The organism is Ramlibacter sp. bp-362 (assembly GCF_054956735.1).
Genome location: NZ_JBUDXE010000006.1, coordinates 73,125 through 89,863, shown reverse-complemented (window position 1 = coordinate 89,863; position 16,739 = coordinate 73,125). Strand labels below are relative to the sequence as shown.

Below are 16,739 nucleotides of genomic sequence, written 5' to 3'. Positions count from 1 at the left end.
CCTCACGCCCTCTCGACGTTGCAGATCGTCGTCTTGGTCTCTTGCATCATGGTGACGCTGTCGTAGCCGTAGGTCGTGGCGGTGTTGACCGCCTCGCCGCGCACCACCGGCGCCGCGCCGGCCGGGTAGGAGGCCAGCAGGTCCTTGCCCTGCCAGCGCCCGGCGAAGTGGAAGGGCATCCAGCAGGTGTCGGGGCCGACGCGCTCGGTGACCAGCGCCTGCACGTTCAGCTGCGCGCCCGTGGGCGTCTTGAGCCACACGCGATCGCCGTTGCGGATGTTGCGGGCCGCCGCCGTCTTCGGGTTGATCTCGACGAAGGCTTCCTGCTGCAGTTCCGCCAGCCAGGGGTTGGAGCGCGTCTCGTCGCCGCCGCCCTCGTACTCGGTCAGCCGCCCGGAGCTCAGGATCAACGGGTACTTCTCGTACACCTTGTCCTGGATGTTCTTCTCCTGCAGCGTCTTGTAGAGCGTCGGCAGCCGCCAGAACACCTTCTTGTCGTCGTGCGTCGGGTACTTCGCGACCATGTCCGGGCGCGGGCTGTAGATCGGCTCGCGGTGCTGCGGGATCGGGTCGGGGAAGTTCCAGACGATCGCGCGCGCCTTCGCGTTGCCGAAGGGGTACACGCCGTGGTTCTTCATCGCGACGCGGATCATGCCGCCCGAGAGATCGGTCTTCCAGTTCTTGCCTTCGGCCGCGGCCTGTTCGGTGGGCGTGAGCTCGTTCCACCAGCCCAGCTTCTTGAAGAAGACGTGGTCGATCTCGGGGTAGCCGGTCGTGATCTCCGAGCCGAGCGGGAAGGAGCCTTCCTCGGCCAGCAGGTTCACGCCGTCGCGCTCCACGCCGAAGTTGGCGCGGAAGCAGCCGCCGCCGTCCATCACGTGCTTGGACGTGTCGTACAGGGTGAAGGAGCCCGGGTGCTTCAGCTCCGGCGTGCCCCAGCACGGCCAGGGCAGCCCGAAGGTGTCGCCCTGGATGTCGTAGCCGGTGGCCGGGTCCTTCACGCTGCCCTTGGCACGCAGCGTCTTGACGTCGAAGTGCGCCATCAGCTTCATGTGCGCCTTCAGGCGCTCCGGGCTCTGGCCCGTGTAGCCGATGGTCCAGTTCGACTTGTTGATCTCGCGCAGGATGTCCTCGGGCACGGGTTCGTCCATGCCCTTGACCTTCTGCATCTTGTAGTTCTTCGACAGCTCGTTGCCGAAGCCCAGCTTGGTGGCCAGCTGGTGCATGATCATGTGGTCGCTGCGGCTTTCCCACAGCGGCTCGATGACCTTCTCGCGCCACTGCAGCGAGCGGTTGGAGGCGGTCACGGAACCGCTGGTCTCCAGCTGCGTCGCCGCCGGCAGCAGGTACACCGCGCGGTTCGGGTTCAGGTCGGCCGGGTCGCCGGGCATGGCCGCCATCGCCGCCGTCGCCGACGGGTACGGGTCCACCACCACCAGCAGGTCCAGCTTGTCCATGGCCCGCTTCATCTCCAGGCCGCGCGTCTGCGAGTTCGGCGCGTGGCCCCAGTAGAAGACGCCGCGCAGGTTGGTCGGCTGGTCGATCATGTCGGTGCGTTCCAGCACCCCGTCGATCCAGCGCGACACCGTGATCCCGGGCTTGGTCATCAGCGTCGGGCTGGCGAAGCGGCTCTTGATCCAGTCGTAGTCCACGCCCCAGACGGCGGCGTAGTGCTTCCACGCGCCCTCGGCGACGCCGTAGTAGCCAGGCAGCGAGTCGGGGTTCGGGCCGATGTCGGTCGCGCCCTGCACGTTGTCGTGACCGCGGAAGATGTTGGCGCCGCCGCCGGACTTGCCGACGTTGCCCAGGGCCAGCTGCAGGATGCAGGTGGCGCGCACCATCGCGTTGCCGATCGAGTGCTGCGTCTGGCCCATGCACCACACGATGGTGGAGGGGCGGTTCATCGCGAGCGTCTCGGCGGCCTTGTACAGGTCGGCCTCCTTGACGCCGCAGGCCTCCTCGACCTTGTCGGGGGTCCACTTGGCGAGGACGTCCTTCTTGACCTCCTCCATGCCGTAGACGCGGTCGTTGATGTACTTCTTGTCTTCCCAGCCGTTCTTGAAGACGTGGTACAGGATGCCGAACAGCACCGGGATGTCGCAGCCCGAGCGGAAGCGGATGTACTGGTCCGCCTTGGCCGCCGTGCGGGTGAAGCGCGGATCGCACACGATCATCTTGGTGCCGTTCTCCTTGGCGTGCAGCATGTGCAGCATGGAGACCGGGTGCGCCTCGGCGGCGTTGGAGCCGATGTACAACGCAGCCTTGCTGTTCTGCATGTCGTTGTACGAGTTGGTCATCGCGCCGTAGCCCCAGGTGTTGGCGACGCCGGACACCGTGGTGGAGTGGCAGATGCGCGCCTGGTGGTCGCAGTTGTTCGTGCCCCAGAGGCTCACGAACTTGCGCATCAGGTAGGACTGCTCGTTGGAGTGCTTGGACGAGCCGATCCAGAACACGGAGTCGGGGCCGCTCGCCTTGCGCAGCTCCTGCAGCTTCGCGACGATCTCGTCGTAGGCCTGGTCCCAGGAGATGCGCTGGTACTTGCCGTCCACCAGCTTCATCGGGTAGCGCAGGCGGAACTCGCCGTGGCCGTGCTCGCGGATCGCCGCGCCCTTGGCGCAGTGCGCGCCCAGGTTGATCGGCGAGTCGAACACCGGCTCCTGGCGCACCCACACGCCGTTTTCCACCACGGCGTCGATGGCGCAGCCCACGGAGCAGTGGGTGCACACCGTGCGCTTCACCTCCACGCGGCCTTCGCCGACGGCGGCGCCGTCGCTGTCCTTGGCGCGGGCCTTCTTCACCAGCGTGAGCGAGGAGGCGGCGAGGCCGACGCCGACGCCCAGGCCGGAGCGGCGCAGGAAGGCGCGGCGGTCCATGGTGGGCAGGGCCCCCGCCAGCCCGCGCTGCAGGCTGTGGACGAAGGGCGAACGCGTGCGGTCCTGCGGGGAACCGGTTTTCTTCGTGAGCATGGAACCTCCGGCGGTCAGACGAGGGTGGAGCGGTAGTAGCGCTTGACGTGCTCCGTCACGCGGTAGCCGCCGCCGTTCTCCGGCGCCTTGGGCGCCGCTTCGGCGGCCTGGGGCTCGGGGGTTCCGGTGCGGGGAAGGGTGGCGACTGCGGCGGTGGCGGCACCGGCAGCGGCGGCGCCCCAGAGGAAGCCCCGGCGGGAGGGCTTGGGCTGGCTTTCGGACATGTGCGTCTCCTGAAGCTCTTATGAACGACCGTTCATACTGTAGTGCAGTGAAATGTTCACGGCAATCGCGCGCACGGCGACTCGCTCAGGGTAAACGCGGAGGCGACAGCACCCTGCAAGCCTGCGTCTCAAAAAGAGACAGGCCACCTAGGGAAATCGCTGAATGAAAGACGAAGGCGCGCCGGAATAAACGCGCCGCCGGCCTCAGGCCAGCATGTCGAAGCCCTGGGCCTCCACGGCGACGAAGGCGCGCGTGAAGCGGGCGAGCGCGGCGTAGAACTCCGCGCGCGGGTGGGCCTCGACGGTGTCGCACAGCGAGCCCACCCAGGGCTGCAGGTGCTCGGAGAAGAACTCGCGCTGCCGCGTGAGGTTCGCCACCGCGACGTCGTCGCCGGCGATCAGGTAGCGCATCACCTCGCAGACGCAGGCGACGTGGTCCTCGGTTTCCGGCACGGCCTCGTCGCGGGCCAGCCCCAGGTCGGCCAGCACGCCGCGCAGGCGCGCCAGCGGCTTTTCGTTGAGGAAGCCCGTGAGGTAGTGCGAGCCGAACAGGTAGACCTCGGGCTTGCCGACGCCGCCGAAGAGCGCGTCGTACTCGTCGGCGATCGCGCCGTCCGGCAGCGTGCGCGCCGCGCCCACGACCTCGCGCCAGGGCTCCTCGAGGAAGGCGCCGGCGGCCGGTGCTTCGGTCACGGCCACGCGCAGCGCGGAGAGCAGCTCCTGCGAGGGCGGCGCGTACCAGAGCTGCGCGAGCAGCCCGTAGATCTCGGCGCGCGCGGTCTCCTCGTCCAGGGCGCTGGTGGTGGGCAGGGGCTCGCTCATAGGTCGTGGATGCGCTGTTCGTCGGTCGCGGAATAGATGTCGATGACGCGGCAGTCGCCGCACATCTTGAGGCGGTCGAGCGCCGCGCCCTGGAACATCGCGTGGCCGGCCAGCTTGCCGAGCATGGCCTCGATGCCCTTCAGGGTGCCGAAGGGCTTGCCGCAGCGGATGCAGCCGTAGGGCTGCGCCTCGTTGAGCACGCGCGGCTGCTTGCGCTCGGGCGTGAGCAGCAGCCGCGGCGTGAGCGTGATCGCCTGCTCGGGGCAGGTGCGCTCGCACAGGCCGCACTGCACGCAGTTCTTCTCCACGAAGCGCAGCTGCGGCGAGGTCTGGTTGTCCTGCAGGGCGCTGGCCGGGCAGGCGCCCACGCAGCTCATGCAGAGCGTGCACTTGTCCTTGTCGACGTGGACCGTGCCGAACAGCGCGCCCGCCGGCAGCGCGATCTCCTCGGGCTTGCGGGGCGCGTGCTCCACCAGGTGGTCGAGCGCGAGGTCCAGCGTCGTGCGCTTCTCGCCGGAGACGGCGTAGCGGGCGCGCTCGCGCGGCGCGGCGCCGCCGCGGCGCGCCAGCAGCTTCAGTTCCTGTTCCAGGTCGGCGCAGTCACGGCCCTGCAGCAGGCTGAAGTGGCTGCCTTCGTAGCCCAGGCCCTCCAGGATCGCCTGCGCGACCGCCATCTGCTCGCGCAGCGCGTCCAGGTACTGCGGCGCTTCCTCGTTGGTGGCCAGCAGCGCCACGTGGGCGGCGCCCTGCGCGACGGCGGTGAGCCACAGGTCGATGCCGGTGCTGGCGACGTGCCACACCGCCATGGGAATGATGCTGGCCGGCACGCCGTCGCCGGCGCCCACCCGGGCCGCGCGGCCGACTTCCTCCACCAGCTGCTGCCCGCGCTCCTGGCTGTGCAGCAGGAGGATGGGCGCGCGGCCGCCCGCGCGCTCGTAGGTCGAAAGCAGCGTGCGGATCTTCGTGCCCTGCTCGTTCGCGCGCGGGTAGGCATAGCTCATGGCGCCGGTCGGGCACACCGTGGTGCAGGCGCCGCAGCCCACGCACAGGTGCGGGTTCACCTTGACCTGCTGGCGGGCCTTGTCGCTCGTGATCGCCTCGGCGGAGCAGACCTCCACGCAGGCGTTGCAGCCGGTCTTCTCGTTGCGGCTGTGGGCGCACAGCTTCTGCTTGTAGGCGAAGAACTTCGGCTTCTCGAATTCGCCGACCAGCTCGCGCAGCTTCAGCACGACGTCCAGCGCGCGCGGGCCCTGTTCCTGGTCCGGCGGCAGGTGGAAGTAGCCTTGCGGCAGCGCGTGCTGCAGGAAGGCCGGCTGGCGGCGCAGGTCCAGCACGAGGTCGAAGGACTCGGTGTGCGCGACCGGCTCGCGCGTGAAGTCGATCGCGCCGGCGACGTCGCAGGCCTTGACGCAGGCGCGGTGGCTCTTGCAGGAGAGCAGGTTCACCTGGTAGTCGAGCCCGATCGCGCCTTCCGGGCAGGCGGCGACGCAGGCGTTGCAGCGCGTGCACAGGTCCAGGTCGATCGGGTTGTCCTGCGACCACGCGAGCTGGAAGTTGCCCAGCCAGCCCGTGAGGCTTTCGATGCGACCGCCGACCACGGGGTAGCGCCGCTCCTGCGCGCCGCTGCCGCCGCGCGAGAAGATGGTGATGTCCAGCGCGTCGCCGACCACCGCGGCGAAGCGCTCGGCGTCCTCCAGCGGGCCCACGAGCAGCAGGCGGCCGGCGCTCTTGAAGGTGACGGTGGGCACCGGCTCCGGCTCCGGCAGCCTGGCCATCGCGAGCAGCGCGGCCAGCTTGGGCCCGGCGCTCTTCGCGTCGCGGCTCCAGCCGCCGGTCTCGCGGATGTTGACGAAGCGGATGGGGGCGACGGCGCCCTCGGTCTGCTGCGCGATCTCGCCGAACAGGCGCTTTTCCTGCGTGCAGGCCACCACCACGTCGGCGCCGCCCTGGATCGCCTTCTGGAAGGCGCCCGCTTCCCGGCGGCACAGCGTGGAGTGCAGCGGCAGGTTCTCATCGAGCGCCCGCCCCAGGCTCTTCGCGTCCAGGGGCATCGTCTTGTTGCAGTCGCAGATCAGGGTCGGCATCGTGTCCGGCCGGTGGTATTGCCTCGGCCACTCCCGAGCCCGACTGTGCCACGGATTGCGCCGGGGGGACATCGGAGACAACCCCCGCCGTGGTGCTTTCCTCGCGCTGCGGCTTCTTCTCGTCGTCGAACAGCTTCAGGAAGCTGCTGCTCGCCAGCTGGCGGATCATCGCCGCGGGCATGGGATCGGGCTTGCTGTAGTCGTCGATGTAGACGTCGAGCCCGTCCATCACGTTGAAGTGCGGATCGCTGAACAGCTTCTTCATCGCCGCGTTCCTCACCTCCGGCGGGACGTCGGCCTTGGCGAAGCGGCTGAAGTCGGATTCGTGGGTGAGGGCGGCGACGTCTTCGAGGGTCGGCGGGGGCGGGACCTCGGCGGGCGGCGACCCCTCACCCCGGCCCTCTCCCCGGAGGGGAGAGGGGGTCTCCAGGCTCCCTCTCCCGCCGGCGGGAGAGGGCTGGGGTGAGGGCGGCTCCGGAGGCACCTCCACCCCCTTGCGCACCGCCTCCTTGCGCTTCGCCCACCTGCCCAGGAAGCCGTCAGCCATTGCCGCCACCCCCGCCGTACTTCTTCTCCGTCGTGACGGACGCCGGCATCCCGAAGCGGTCCTCCAGCCGGCGGAAGCTCTCCGGCCGCTTGCGCTTGCGGGGCTCGGGGACGTAGTGCGCGTCGGCGAAGGCGCGCATCCACTCGACGATGTGCGGCGCCGCGGGCACCTGCTCCACGATTTCCTGCGCGTCGAGCCAGCGGGCGGCTTCGTTGTAGCTCAGCGTCACGATCAGCGGCCGCGGGATGGGCTCGGCCGCGACGCTCGCCTGCTCCTCCATGCGCCACAGCACGAACCAGCACGGCGCCGGGGAGGTCGCGTTGATGTAGTAGCCCTCGGCCTCGTCGCGGAACAGCTCCACCCGCTGGCGCGGGTGCAGCCAGCGCTCGCCGTCGGCATCCTGGTGCAGCAGGCGCGGTTCGCTGCCGAAGGCTTCCTCGTCGGGCAGCACCTCGGCCAGCTCCCACTTCCAGGGCTGCCAGGGGCTGGTGAGGCGGCGCTTGCGCATCACCACCGCCACATCCACCGAAGGCCGTTCGCTCATCGCGGCAGCCTCAGGTGCCCTTGGACACGCTGATGGTCGGGAACTTCGAGGAGAAGTCCTTGGACTTCGCCGCGATCTTGATCGCGACCTGGCGGGCCACGCTGCGGTAGATCTTCGCCGCTTCGCTGTCGGGATCGGCCACCACGGTGGGCTTGCCGCTGTCGGCCTGCTCGCGGATGTGCAGCGCCAGGGGCAGCGCGCCCAGGTAGTCGATGCCCTTTTCCTCGGCGTAGCGCTTGCCGCCGCCCTCGCCGAAGATGTGCTCGGCATGGCCGCAATTGCTGCACACGTGCACGGCCATGTTCTCCACGATGCCGAGGATGGGCACGCCCACCTTCTCGAACATCGTGACGGCCTTGCGCGCATCGATCAGCGCGATGTCCTGCGGCGTGGTGACGATCACGGCGCCCGTCATGGGGACGCGCTGCGAGAGCGTCAGCTGGATGTCGCCGGTGCCCGGCGGCAGGTCCACCACCAGGTAGTCGAGCTCCTGCCAGTTGGTCTGGCGCAGCAGCTGTTCCAGCGCCTGGGTGGCCATGGGGCCGCGCCAGATCATCGCCTCGTCCTGGTTCACCAGGAAGCCGATGGACATGACCTGGATGCCGTGGTTCTCCAGCGGCTCCATGGTCTGGCCGTCCTCGCTTTCCGGCCGGCGGTCGATGCCCAGCATCATGGGCTGGCTGGGGCCGTAGATGTCGGCGTCGAGGATGCCCACGCGGGCGCCCTCGGCCGCGAGCGCCAGCGCCAGGTTGGCCGCCGTGGTGCTCTTGCCGACGCCGCCCTTGCCCGAGGCCACGGCGATGATGTTCTTCACGTTGGGCATCAGCTGGACGCCCCGCTGCACCGCGTGCGCCGTGACCTTGGTGACGATGTTGACGGAGACGTTGTCCACGCCCGGCACCGCCTTGGCGGCGGCGACCAGCGCCCGGCGCAGCTCGGGCACCTGGCTCTTCGCCGGGTAGCCCAGCTCCACCTCGAACGAGACGTCCCCGCCCTCCACCTGCACGTTCTTCACGGCCTTGGTGCTGACGAAATCCTTGCCCGTGTTCGGGTCCTTGACGCCGGCGAGCGCGGCGAGCAACTGTTCCTGGGTGGCCATATCGCTTGGTTGAAGGTGTTCCGCGCAGTGTAGCGGGCCTGAATAAAATACCCGGTTCCCCCCGGAAAGCCCACATGACCCAGCGCAAGCTCTTCGTCACCACCGCCCTGCCCTACGCGAACGGCAAGTTCCACATCGGCCACATCATGGAGTACATCCAGGCCGACATCTGGGTGCGGCACCAGCGCATGCAGGGCAACATGGTGCACTTCGTGGGCGCCGACGACGCGCACGGCGCGCCGATCATGATCGCCGCCGAGAAGGCGGGCAAGACGCCGCAGGCCTTCGTGGGCGAGATCGCCGCCGGCCGCAAGCCCTACCTCGACGGCTTCCACATCCGCTTCGACAACTGGCACTCCACCGACAGCCCGGAGAACACCGAGCTGGCCCAGGGGATCTACAGGACGCTCAAGGCGAACGGCATGATCGCCACGCGGACCATCGAGCAGTTCTACGATCCGGTCAAGGGCATGTTCCTGCCGGACCGCTACATCAAGGGCGAGTGCCCGGTCTGCCACGCGAAGGACCAGTACGGCGACTCCTGCGAGGTCTGCAGCAGCGTCTATTCGCCCACCGAGCTGATCGAGCCCTACTCCACGCTCACCGGCGCGAAGCCGGAACTGCGCAGCTCCGAGCACTTCTTCTTCCAGCTCTCCAAGCCGGAGGTCGTGGAGTTCCTGAAGGGGTGGACGCAGGACGGCAAGCTGCAGCCAGAGATGGCGAAGAAGGCCGGCGAGTGGTTCGAGGCCGGCATGGCCGACTGGGACATCAGCCGCGACGCGCCCTACTTCGGCATCGAGATCCCGGATGCGCCGGGCAAGTACTTCTACGTCTGGCTGGACGCGCCCATCGGCTACCTCGCGAGCCTGAAGAACCACTTCGACAAGGGCCAGGCGAGGGACCACTGGCACGCGCCCTCGCGCACGACGGCCAGCTTCGACGAGTTCATCGCCGACCCCGCGGTGGAACAGGTGCACTTCATCGGCAAGGACATCGTGTACTTCCACACCCTGTTCTGGCCGGCGATGCTGAAGTTCAGCGGCCGCAAGACGCCCGACCAGGTGAACGTGCACGGCTTCATCACGGTGAGCGGCGAGAAGATGTCCAAGAGCCGCGGCACCGGCATCGACCCGCTGAAGTACCTGTCGCTGGGCATGAACCCCGAGTGGCTGCGCTACTACATCGCCGCCAAGCTGAACGCCCGGGTGGAGGACGTCGATTTCAACCCCGACGACTTCGTCGCCCGGGTCAACGCCGACCTGGTCGGCAAGTACGTCAACATCGCCAGCCGCGCCGTGAAGTTCATCCCCGGCGGCAAGCTCCTGGGCGCCGGCGGCTTCGCCGCGATGGACGCGCCGGGCCTGGTGGCGAAGGTGCGCGCGCTGTACGAGGAGCGCGAGTACGGCAAGGCGCTGCGCGAGATCATGGCCGCCGCCGACCAGGTGAACGCCCTCTTCGACGAGGCGGCGCCCTGGAAGCTGGTGAAGGAAGGCAAGACGGCCGAGGCCGCGGAGGTGTGCAGCCACTGCATCGAGTCCTTCAAGGTGCTCACGGCCTGCCTGAAGCCGGTGCTGCCCGAGCTGGCGGAGAAGGCCGAGGCCTTCCTGAAGTGCGAGCCTCTGGGGTGGGACAACGCGGCGAAGCCGCTGGGCGCCGGGCACCAGGTGGGGGAGTACAAGCACCTGATGCAGCGGGTGGACATGAAGCAGGTGGATGCGCTGTTCGAGCCGCCAGCGGAGCCCTCGGCCGGGCAGCCCTCACCCCAGCCCTCTCCCGCAAGCGGGAGAGGGAGTGAACCGGGGGGCGAACCCGTCGCCCCCGGTATCACGATCGACGATTTCGCCAGGGTCGACATGCGCATCGCGAAGATCGTCGACTGCAAGGCGGTGGAGGGGTCGACCAAGCTGCTGCAGCTGACGCTCGACGTCGGCGAGGGCCGCCTGCGCAACGTGTTTTCGGGCATCGCCTCCGCCTACAAGCCGGAAGACCTGGTGGGCAAGTTCACCGTCGTGGTCGCCAACCTGGCGCCGCGCAAGATGAAGTTCGGCGTCAGCGAAGGCATGGTGCTCTCCGCCAGCCATGCCGACGGGAAGGCGAAGCCCGGGATCTTCGTCCTGACGGCCTGGCCGGGCGCGGAGCCGGGGATGCGGGTCCGCTAGCGCCCTGCACCCGCTCCCGCCTGCGCGTCGCCTTTGCGCTGCGCGGGAGTGCAGGATTCACAGGGTCAATCCGCCAAATGCAGGAGTCGGCGGAACGTAACAAACCGTATAGGATAAGCTTCGCCTCGAGCTCTTTGACTCCAGTGCATCGAAGGCCGACGCCACCCGCGGGGTGGCGCTTTCACGTCCCGGAGCCATCGCCGCGACCGACCGCCGAGCCGTCCGCAAGAAACAGAATCCATCCCCAATGAAAGTCCTCACCGTCTTCGGCACGCGGCCCGAAGCCATCAAGATGGCGCCGCTGGTCAAGGCTCTCGCGGCGCAGCGCACGATCGACAGCCGCGTCTGCGTGACAGCGCAGCACCGGCAGATGCTGGACCAGGTCCTGGACTTGTTCGAGATCCGCCCCGACCACGACCTGGACATCATGCGTCCGGGCCAGGACCTCTACACGATCACGACCAGCATCCTGCAGCGCATCGGGCAGGTGTACCAGGAGTGCAAGCCCGACATCGTGCTGGTGCACGGCGACACCACGACCACGTTCGCGGCATCGCTGGCGGCCTTCTACCAGCGCATCCCCGTGGGGCACGTCGAGGCCGGACTGCGCACCGACAACATCTACTCGCCGTGGCCGGAAGAGGCCAACCGCCAGCTCACCTCCGTCCTGGCGCAGTGGCACTTCGCGCCGACCGAGGCGTCGCGGGACAACCTCCTGCGGGAAAACGTGGCGGCCTCCCGCATCCGGGTGACCGGCAACACGGTGATCGACGCCTTGCTCACCGTCAAGGAGAAGTTCGAGCGGTCCCGTTCGCTTTCGGACGAGATGCTCCATCGCTTCCCCTTCCTGGGCGACGACCGGCGCATGGTGCTGATCACCGGCCACCGCCGGGAAAACTTCGGCGACGGGTTCGAGCGGATCTGCCAGGCCGTGCGCAGCCTGGCGACCCGGCATCCGGAGGCGGATTTCGTGTACCCGGTGCACCTCAACCCCAACGTGCGCGAGCCGGTGAACCGGCTGCTGGCCGGCGCCCCGAACATCCACCTGATCGAGCCCCAGGACTACCTGCCCTTCGTGTACCTGATGATGCGCTCCTACGTGATCCTCACCGACTCCGGCGGGATCCAGGAAGAGGCGCCATCCCTCGGAAAGCCGGTGCTGGTGATGCGCGACACGACGGAGCGCCCCGAAGCCGTGGAAGCCGGGACGGTCCGCCTCGTGGGCACGGACGCGGGCGCCATCGTGCAGGGCGTCCATGAATTGCTTACAAACCGCGAAGCCTACGAACGCATGAGCTTCGCCCACAATCCCTATGGGGACGGCAAGGCATGCGCGCGCATCGTCGATGCCCTGATCACCCATTTCTCCTGAAAGAAACGAACATGAGCGATTCCTTCGACACCATCTCCATGATCGGCCTGGGCTACATCGGCCTGCCGACGGCCGCCATGTTCGCGGCGCGTCGCAAGAAGGTGATCGGCATCGACATCAACCGGCAGGCGGTGGACACGATCAACAGCGGACGCATCCACATCGTGGAGCCCGAGCTGGACATGGTGGTGCACAGCGCCGTGAGCGAAGGCTTCCTGCGCGCGAGCACCTCTCCGGAACCGGCGGACGCGTTCCTGATCGCGGTGCCCACCCCGTTCAAGGACGACCATGCACCGGACGTGTCCTTCGTCAAGGCGGCGGCGAAGTCGATCGCGCCGGTGCTGCGCGCGGGGAACCTCGTGATCCTGGAGTCCACTTCGCCGGTGGGCACCACGGAGCAGCTCGTGGAATGGCTGGCGGAGGCCCGGCCCGACCTGAAGTTCCCCCTTCCGGGGGCCGGCAAGGTGGACGTCAACGTGGCGTACTGCCCCGAGCGCGTGCTGCCCGGCCACGTCGTGCGGGAGCTGGTGGAGAACGACCGGATCATCGGCGGCCTGACGCCCGAGTGCTCGCGCCGGGCGAGCGAGCTCTATCGCATCTTCGTGCAGGGCAAGCTGCTGGTCACGAACGCACGCACGGCGGAGATGTGCAAGCTCACCGAGAACGCGTATCGCGACGTCAACATCGCCTTCGCCAACGAACTCTCGCTGATTTCCGACAAGCTGGGCATCAACGTCTGGGAGCTGATCAAGCTGGCGAACCACCATCCCCGGGTGAAGATCCTGCAGCCCGGCGCCGGCGTCGGCGGCCATTGCATCGCCGTCGATCCGTGGTTCATCGTCGACAAGACGCCGGAACAGGCCCGCCTGATCAGGACGGCGCGCGTCGTCAACGACTCCAAGCCGGGCTGGGTGTACGAGAAGCTCCGCGGCGCCGTGGATCGCGTCAAGGCCCAGGGCCACACCGAGTCCGACGTGCAGGTCGCCGTGCTCGGCCTGTCGTTCAAGCCGAACATCGACGACCTGCGGGAGAGCCCGGCGCTGCACATCGCGGAGCAGGCGCGTTCCGGCCTCAAGGTCCGCTTCCACTTCGTCGAGCCGAACATCGAGGAGCTGCCCGCCTCGCTCGGCGGCGGCAAGCCGGCGCAGCTCAAGGAAGCGCTGGAACATGCCGACGTCGTGCTGGTCCTGGTCGCCCACAGGCAGTTCGAGTTCCTGCCCTCGCTGCTGCGGCCGCAGCAGCAGGTCGTGGACGCCGTGGGCCTCGTGTGATCGCCGCCCCCGAGAGAACGCGATGAACGACGCCACCTCCCCCGCCCTGCTCCAGGCCGCCGAGCAGGCCCTTTCCCCGGCCGCGCCCTCGCCGATTCCGGTGGACAGGATCGCCGAGCTGTACAACGGCGAGATCTTCACCAGGGAAACGGCGGACGCCGCCCGGGAGCGGATCCACTGGATGTGCGGAGAGGTTTCCGGTGGCTCGGCCCTGGACGTAGGGTGCAGCCAGGGCATCGCGACCGTGCTGCTGGCGCGGGAAGGCATCCAGGTCACGGGCCTGGACAGCCACCCTGAAGCGATGGCGTACGCGCGCGAACTGTCCGCGCGGGAGACCGCCGCCGTCCAGGCGCGCATCACCTGGATCGAAGGCGATTTCTGGGACCTGCCCGCGGGCGAGCGCTTCGACACCATCCTGCTCGGCGAGGTCATCGAGCACCAGGCGGCTCCGGCCCGCTTCCTCGCGAAAGCCGCACAGCACCTCGCGGCGGGCGGCCGGATCATCCTGACGACGCCCTTCGGCCTGCATCCCCACGAGGACCACAAGGTGAGCCTCTTCCCCGGGGACCTCGCCCGGATGGCCCGGGAGTGCGGCCTCGGCGTGGCGCACCTGGACGTGACCGACAGCTACATGCGCATGGTCCTGCGGTCGGCCGCCGACGGATCCCTGGAGGTGCCGGCGGCCGAGGCGCTGGTCGGCCTCATGGAAAAAGGCACGCTGGCCTCCCAGCGGCGCCTGTTCGCGCGGCTCGACGATGTCTCGGGCAAGCTGCGCAAGAAGACCGAGGCGGCGAAGGCGCTGCAGAAGCGCCTGGAGTCGGCGGAGCGGGCCCCGGAAGCGCTGGCCACGGCCGCGCAGCAGCACGCGGCGGAACTCGATGCGGTGAAGCGGCAGCATGCGACAGAGCTGGAAACGGCGATGCGTCAGCACACCGAGGAACTCGAACGGGCAAGGCAGGCCCACGCCGCGGAACTCGAGGCGGCGCACCGACAGCATGCGTCCAGCGAAACGGCGCTGACCCGGCGGATCACCGAGCTCGAGGCGCGGGTCGCGGCCATCCAGCTGAGCGAAAGCAAGGCCAGGGACGAAATCGCGCGCCTGAAGGAGGCCCACGCCAAGGAACTGGCCGCCCTGCGCCGGACCAGCGTCGTGGAGCTCCATGCGACACAGGAGCGCATCAAGCGCCAGCTCACCTATCGCTGGGGACAGGTGCTGCTGGGGGTGAAGGAGCAGCCGCTCAAGGCGATCACCGTCCCCTGGGACCTCTATCGGACCTTCAAGGACTTCCAGCAGCATCGGCAGGAACCGGCCCCCCGGTCGCAAGCCCTGGGCCGGCCGGTCGCGGGCCGGAAGCCCGTGCGCCAAGGGCAGAAGACGCCCGCGACGGGACCGCAGCGGGACGAGCCCAGCTTGCGCGCGCAGTTCTGGGCCGCCCAGAAGGCAGGCCGGTTCGAGGTCGCCTGCGACCTGATCCTGGAAATCGAGGCCCTGGTCGGCAAGAACCCGCCGCCGGCGGTGCGGGAGCGGCTCGAGAGGATCCGCCGGTCGCCCGCCAACCAGCTGCGCGTGCTGAAGCTGATCGAGCCGGCCGCGCCGCCGCGGATCGACGCGATCCCGAAGCGGCTCTGCTACGTGCTGCACAACAGCCTGCCGTACTCTTCCGGCGGCTACGGGACGCGCTCGCACGGCGTCGCGAGCGGCCTCAAGCAGGCGGGCTTCGACGTCGTGGTGCTCACCCGGCCGGGATTCCCGCTGGACATCCGGCCCGATCTGCAGCCGGCCGACATCGCCGACGCGGACGCCATCGACGGGATCGCCTACCTGCGGACGCTGCACCCCGTGCGCAGCGGCAAGAACCTGCTGGAGTACGTCACGGCCGCCGCCGACGCCATCGAGTCCCGGCTGCGCGAACAACGCCCTTCCCTGGTGATGGCGGCTTCGAACCACGTGACCGCGTTGCCGGCCCTGATCGCCGCCCGCCGCCTCGGGTTGCCCTTCGTGTACGAGGTGCGGGGATTGTGGGAAATCACCCGCCTCTCGCGCGATGCCGAGTTCAAGGAATCGCCGGCATTCGCCGTGCAGAAGCTGCTGGAGAGCGCGGTCGCGCGGCATGCGGACCATGTGTTCACGCTGACCGAGCCGATGCGCGAGGAGCTGGTCGAGCGTGGCGTGGCGCCCGAGAAGATCGACCTGCTGCCGAACTCCTGCGATCCCGAGCGCTTCGTGCCGCAGCCGCGCGACGAGCAGCTGGCCCGGCGCCTGGGCGTGCCGGCGGGCGTCCCCGTCATCGGCTACATCGGCACCTTCGTCGACTACGAGGGGCTGGAGGATCTCGCCAGCGCCTGTGCGATCCTCAAGCAGCGCGGCGTGGAGTTCCGGCTGCTCCTCGTGGGCAACGAGAACGCCTCCGGACAGGACCGCGGCCCCATCACCGAGGCCATCGCCTCGATCGCGCAGAAGGACGGCTTCGCCGACTGGCTGATCATGCCCGGACGGGTCCCCCACGAAGAGGTCGAGAGCTACTACTCGCTGCTCGACGTCTGCCCGTTCCCGCGCAAGCCCTGGCCGGTCTGCGAAATGGTCTCCCCGATGAAGCCGCTGGAAGCGCTGGCCATGGAAAAGGCCGTGCTGGTCTCGAGCGTGCGCGCCTTGACGGAAATGATCCAGGACGGGCAGACGGGCCTGGTGTTCGAGAAGGGCAGCGTCAGCTCGCTGGCGGACAAGCTGCAGGAGCTCATCGCCGAACCCGGGCACCGCGTCCGGCTCGGCCGCAACGGACGGGCGTGGGTCTGCACCGAGCGCACGTGGAACCAGATCGGCGAGAAGTTCCGGGGCAAGCTCGGGCCCGCCGCCGGCCTCCCGATTCCGAAGGAGAAGTCCCGGCCGAACGCTTCCGTGCCTGCGCCGGTGCGCGCCGCTGCGCCTGCGCCCGCGGCCGCGGCCGCGTCCGCCCCTGGCAAGGGCCTGCCGGCCTGGTGGGGCGAGATCGACCCGGCGCTGCGCTCGCGCTGCGGGTATGTCGACGTGCGCGACTGGAAGCTCAGCCCCGCCGTCGTCGAGCTGCGCGAGAAGTACCTCGCGCGCTTCGACCCGGCGAAAGTGCAGTCCCGGATCCCGGCCGCCAACTGGGCGCGGGCCGACATCTGCGCGCAGATGGTCGGCGAAGCGGCCTCGCTTCTCGACGTCGGCAGCGGCCTGGGCGAGTTCGTGAACCTGTCGGCCCTGGGCGGCAAGCAGGGCCCGGTCACGTCCGTGGACCTGAAGGACTGGGATCTCTGGTTCGACGCGACGGGAACGATCACCCGCGTCTACAAGAGCATCCTCGATCTCGACGCGACCCATGCACGCGACGTCGTGACCTGCTTCGAGGTGATCGAGCACCTCCCGCCCGAGCAGGTGGCCGGCGCCGTCCGCGTCCTGCGATCGCTCGCCCAGCGCAAGCTGTTCGTTTCCGTGCCCTTCATGGAGCCCTTGCCGCTCTTCCGCGGCCATCACACCCGCTTCGACGCGGACAAGCTGCTCGATCTTTTCCCGGATGCCAGGTTCACGGTGTTCGGGAAGGGCGGCCAGGAGGAGATCCGGGCGTGGATCCTGTGCGAGATCGAGCGGCAGGGGTGAAAATCCCCGGCGCCACCCCCAAAGGAACCATC

11 protein-coding genes are annotated in these 16,739 nt (G+C 68.8%); 4 read left to right on the top strand and 7 right to left on the bottom strand.

Annotated elements, in window-relative coordinates:
* Positions 1-2: 2 nt before the first annotated feature.
* The 7 genes from ACY0MJ_RS10040 to apbC form a co-directional block, all read right to left on the bottom strand.
* Positions 3-2,966, bottom strand: coding sequence for a formate dehydrogenase subunit alpha (locus ACY0MJ_RS10040; RefSeq protein ID WP_462638275.1), 2,964 nt, complete (start codon positions 2,964-2,966; stop codon positions 3-5).
* 14 nt (positions 2,967-2,980) lie between these two features.
* Positions 2,981-3,190 (bottom strand): twin-arginine translocation signal domain-containing protein, encoded by a 210-nt coding sequence (locus ACY0MJ_RS10035; protein WP_462638274.1) that lies wholly within the window; start codon positions 3,188-3,190, stop codon positions 2,981-2,983.
* 204 nt (positions 3,191-3,394) lie between these two features.
* Complete coding sequence (locus ACY0MJ_RS10030) at positions 3,395-4,012, bottom strand: TorD/DmsD family molecular chaperone (RefSeq protein WP_462638273.1); 618 nt, start codon at positions 4,010-4,012, stop codon at positions 3,395-3,397.
* Positions 4,009-6,096: a 4Fe-4S binding protein gene (locus ACY0MJ_RS10025; RefSeq protein WP_462638272.1), complete on the bottom strand. Its 2,088-nt coding sequence runs from the start codon at positions 6,094-6,096 to the stop codon at positions 4,009-4,011. Before ACY0MJ_RS10025 ends, ACY0MJ_RS10030 begins: the two co-directional genes overlap by 4 nt.
* On the bottom strand, positions 6,023-6,643 hold the full coding sequence (locus ACY0MJ_RS10020; protein WP_462638271.1) for a DUF3306 domain-containing protein: 621 nt from the start codon (positions 6,641-6,643) through the stop codon (positions 6,023-6,025). Before ACY0MJ_RS10020 ends, ACY0MJ_RS10025 begins: the two co-directional genes overlap by 74 nt.
* Positions 6,636-7,187 carry a DUF3305 domain-containing protein gene (locus tag ACY0MJ_RS10015; protein WP_462638270.1) on the bottom strand — a complete coding sequence of 184 codons (552 nt, stop codon included), beginning with the start codon at positions 7,185-7,187 and terminating at the stop codon, positions 6,636-6,638. The genes ACY0MJ_RS10020 and ACY0MJ_RS10015 overlap by 8 nt, the downstream gene beginning before the upstream one ends.
* Before the next feature lie 10 nt (positions 7,188-7,197).
* The gene (apbC, locus tag ACY0MJ_RS10010; protein WP_462638269.1) at positions 7,198-8,286 is read right to left on the bottom strand and encodes an iron-sulfur cluster carrier protein ApbC; all 1,089 of its coding nucleotides are present in this window, start codon (positions 8,284-8,286) and stop codon (positions 7,198-7,200) included.
* Between the two features lie 74 nt (positions 8,287-8,360).
* On the opposite strand from apbC, the gene metG reads away from it, so the two are divergent.
* The 4 genes from metG to ACY0MJ_RS09990 all read left to right on the top strand — a co-directional run bounded on the left by metG (position 8,361) and on the right by ACY0MJ_RS09990 (position 16,707).
* Complete coding sequence (gene metG / locus ACY0MJ_RS10005; protein WP_462638268.1) at positions 8,361-10,445, top strand: methionine--tRNA ligase; 2,085 nt, start codon at positions 8,361-8,363, stop codon at positions 10,443-10,445.
* A gap of 247 nt (positions 10,446-10,692) precedes the next feature.
* Complete coding sequence (gene wecB / locus ACY0MJ_RS10000) at positions 10,693-11,817, top strand: non-hydrolyzing UDP-N-acetylglucosamine 2-epimerase (protein WP_462638267.1); 1,125 nt, start codon at positions 10,693-10,695, stop codon at positions 11,815-11,817.
* Between the two features lie 11 nt (positions 11,818-11,828).
* Positions 11,829-13,088, top strand: coding sequence for a UDP-N-acetyl-D-mannosamine dehydrogenase (gene wecC, locus ACY0MJ_RS09995; protein ID WP_462638266.1), 1,260 nt, complete (start codon positions 11,829-11,831; stop codon positions 13,086-13,088).
* Positions 13,089-13,110: 22 nt separating this feature from the next.
* On the top strand, positions 13,111-16,707 hold the full coding sequence (locus ACY0MJ_RS09990) for a glycosyltransferase (RefSeq protein WP_462638265.1): 3,597 nt from the start codon (positions 13,111-13,113) through the stop codon (positions 16,705-16,707).
* The last annotated feature ends 32 nt before the right edge of the window (positions 16,708-16,739 follow it).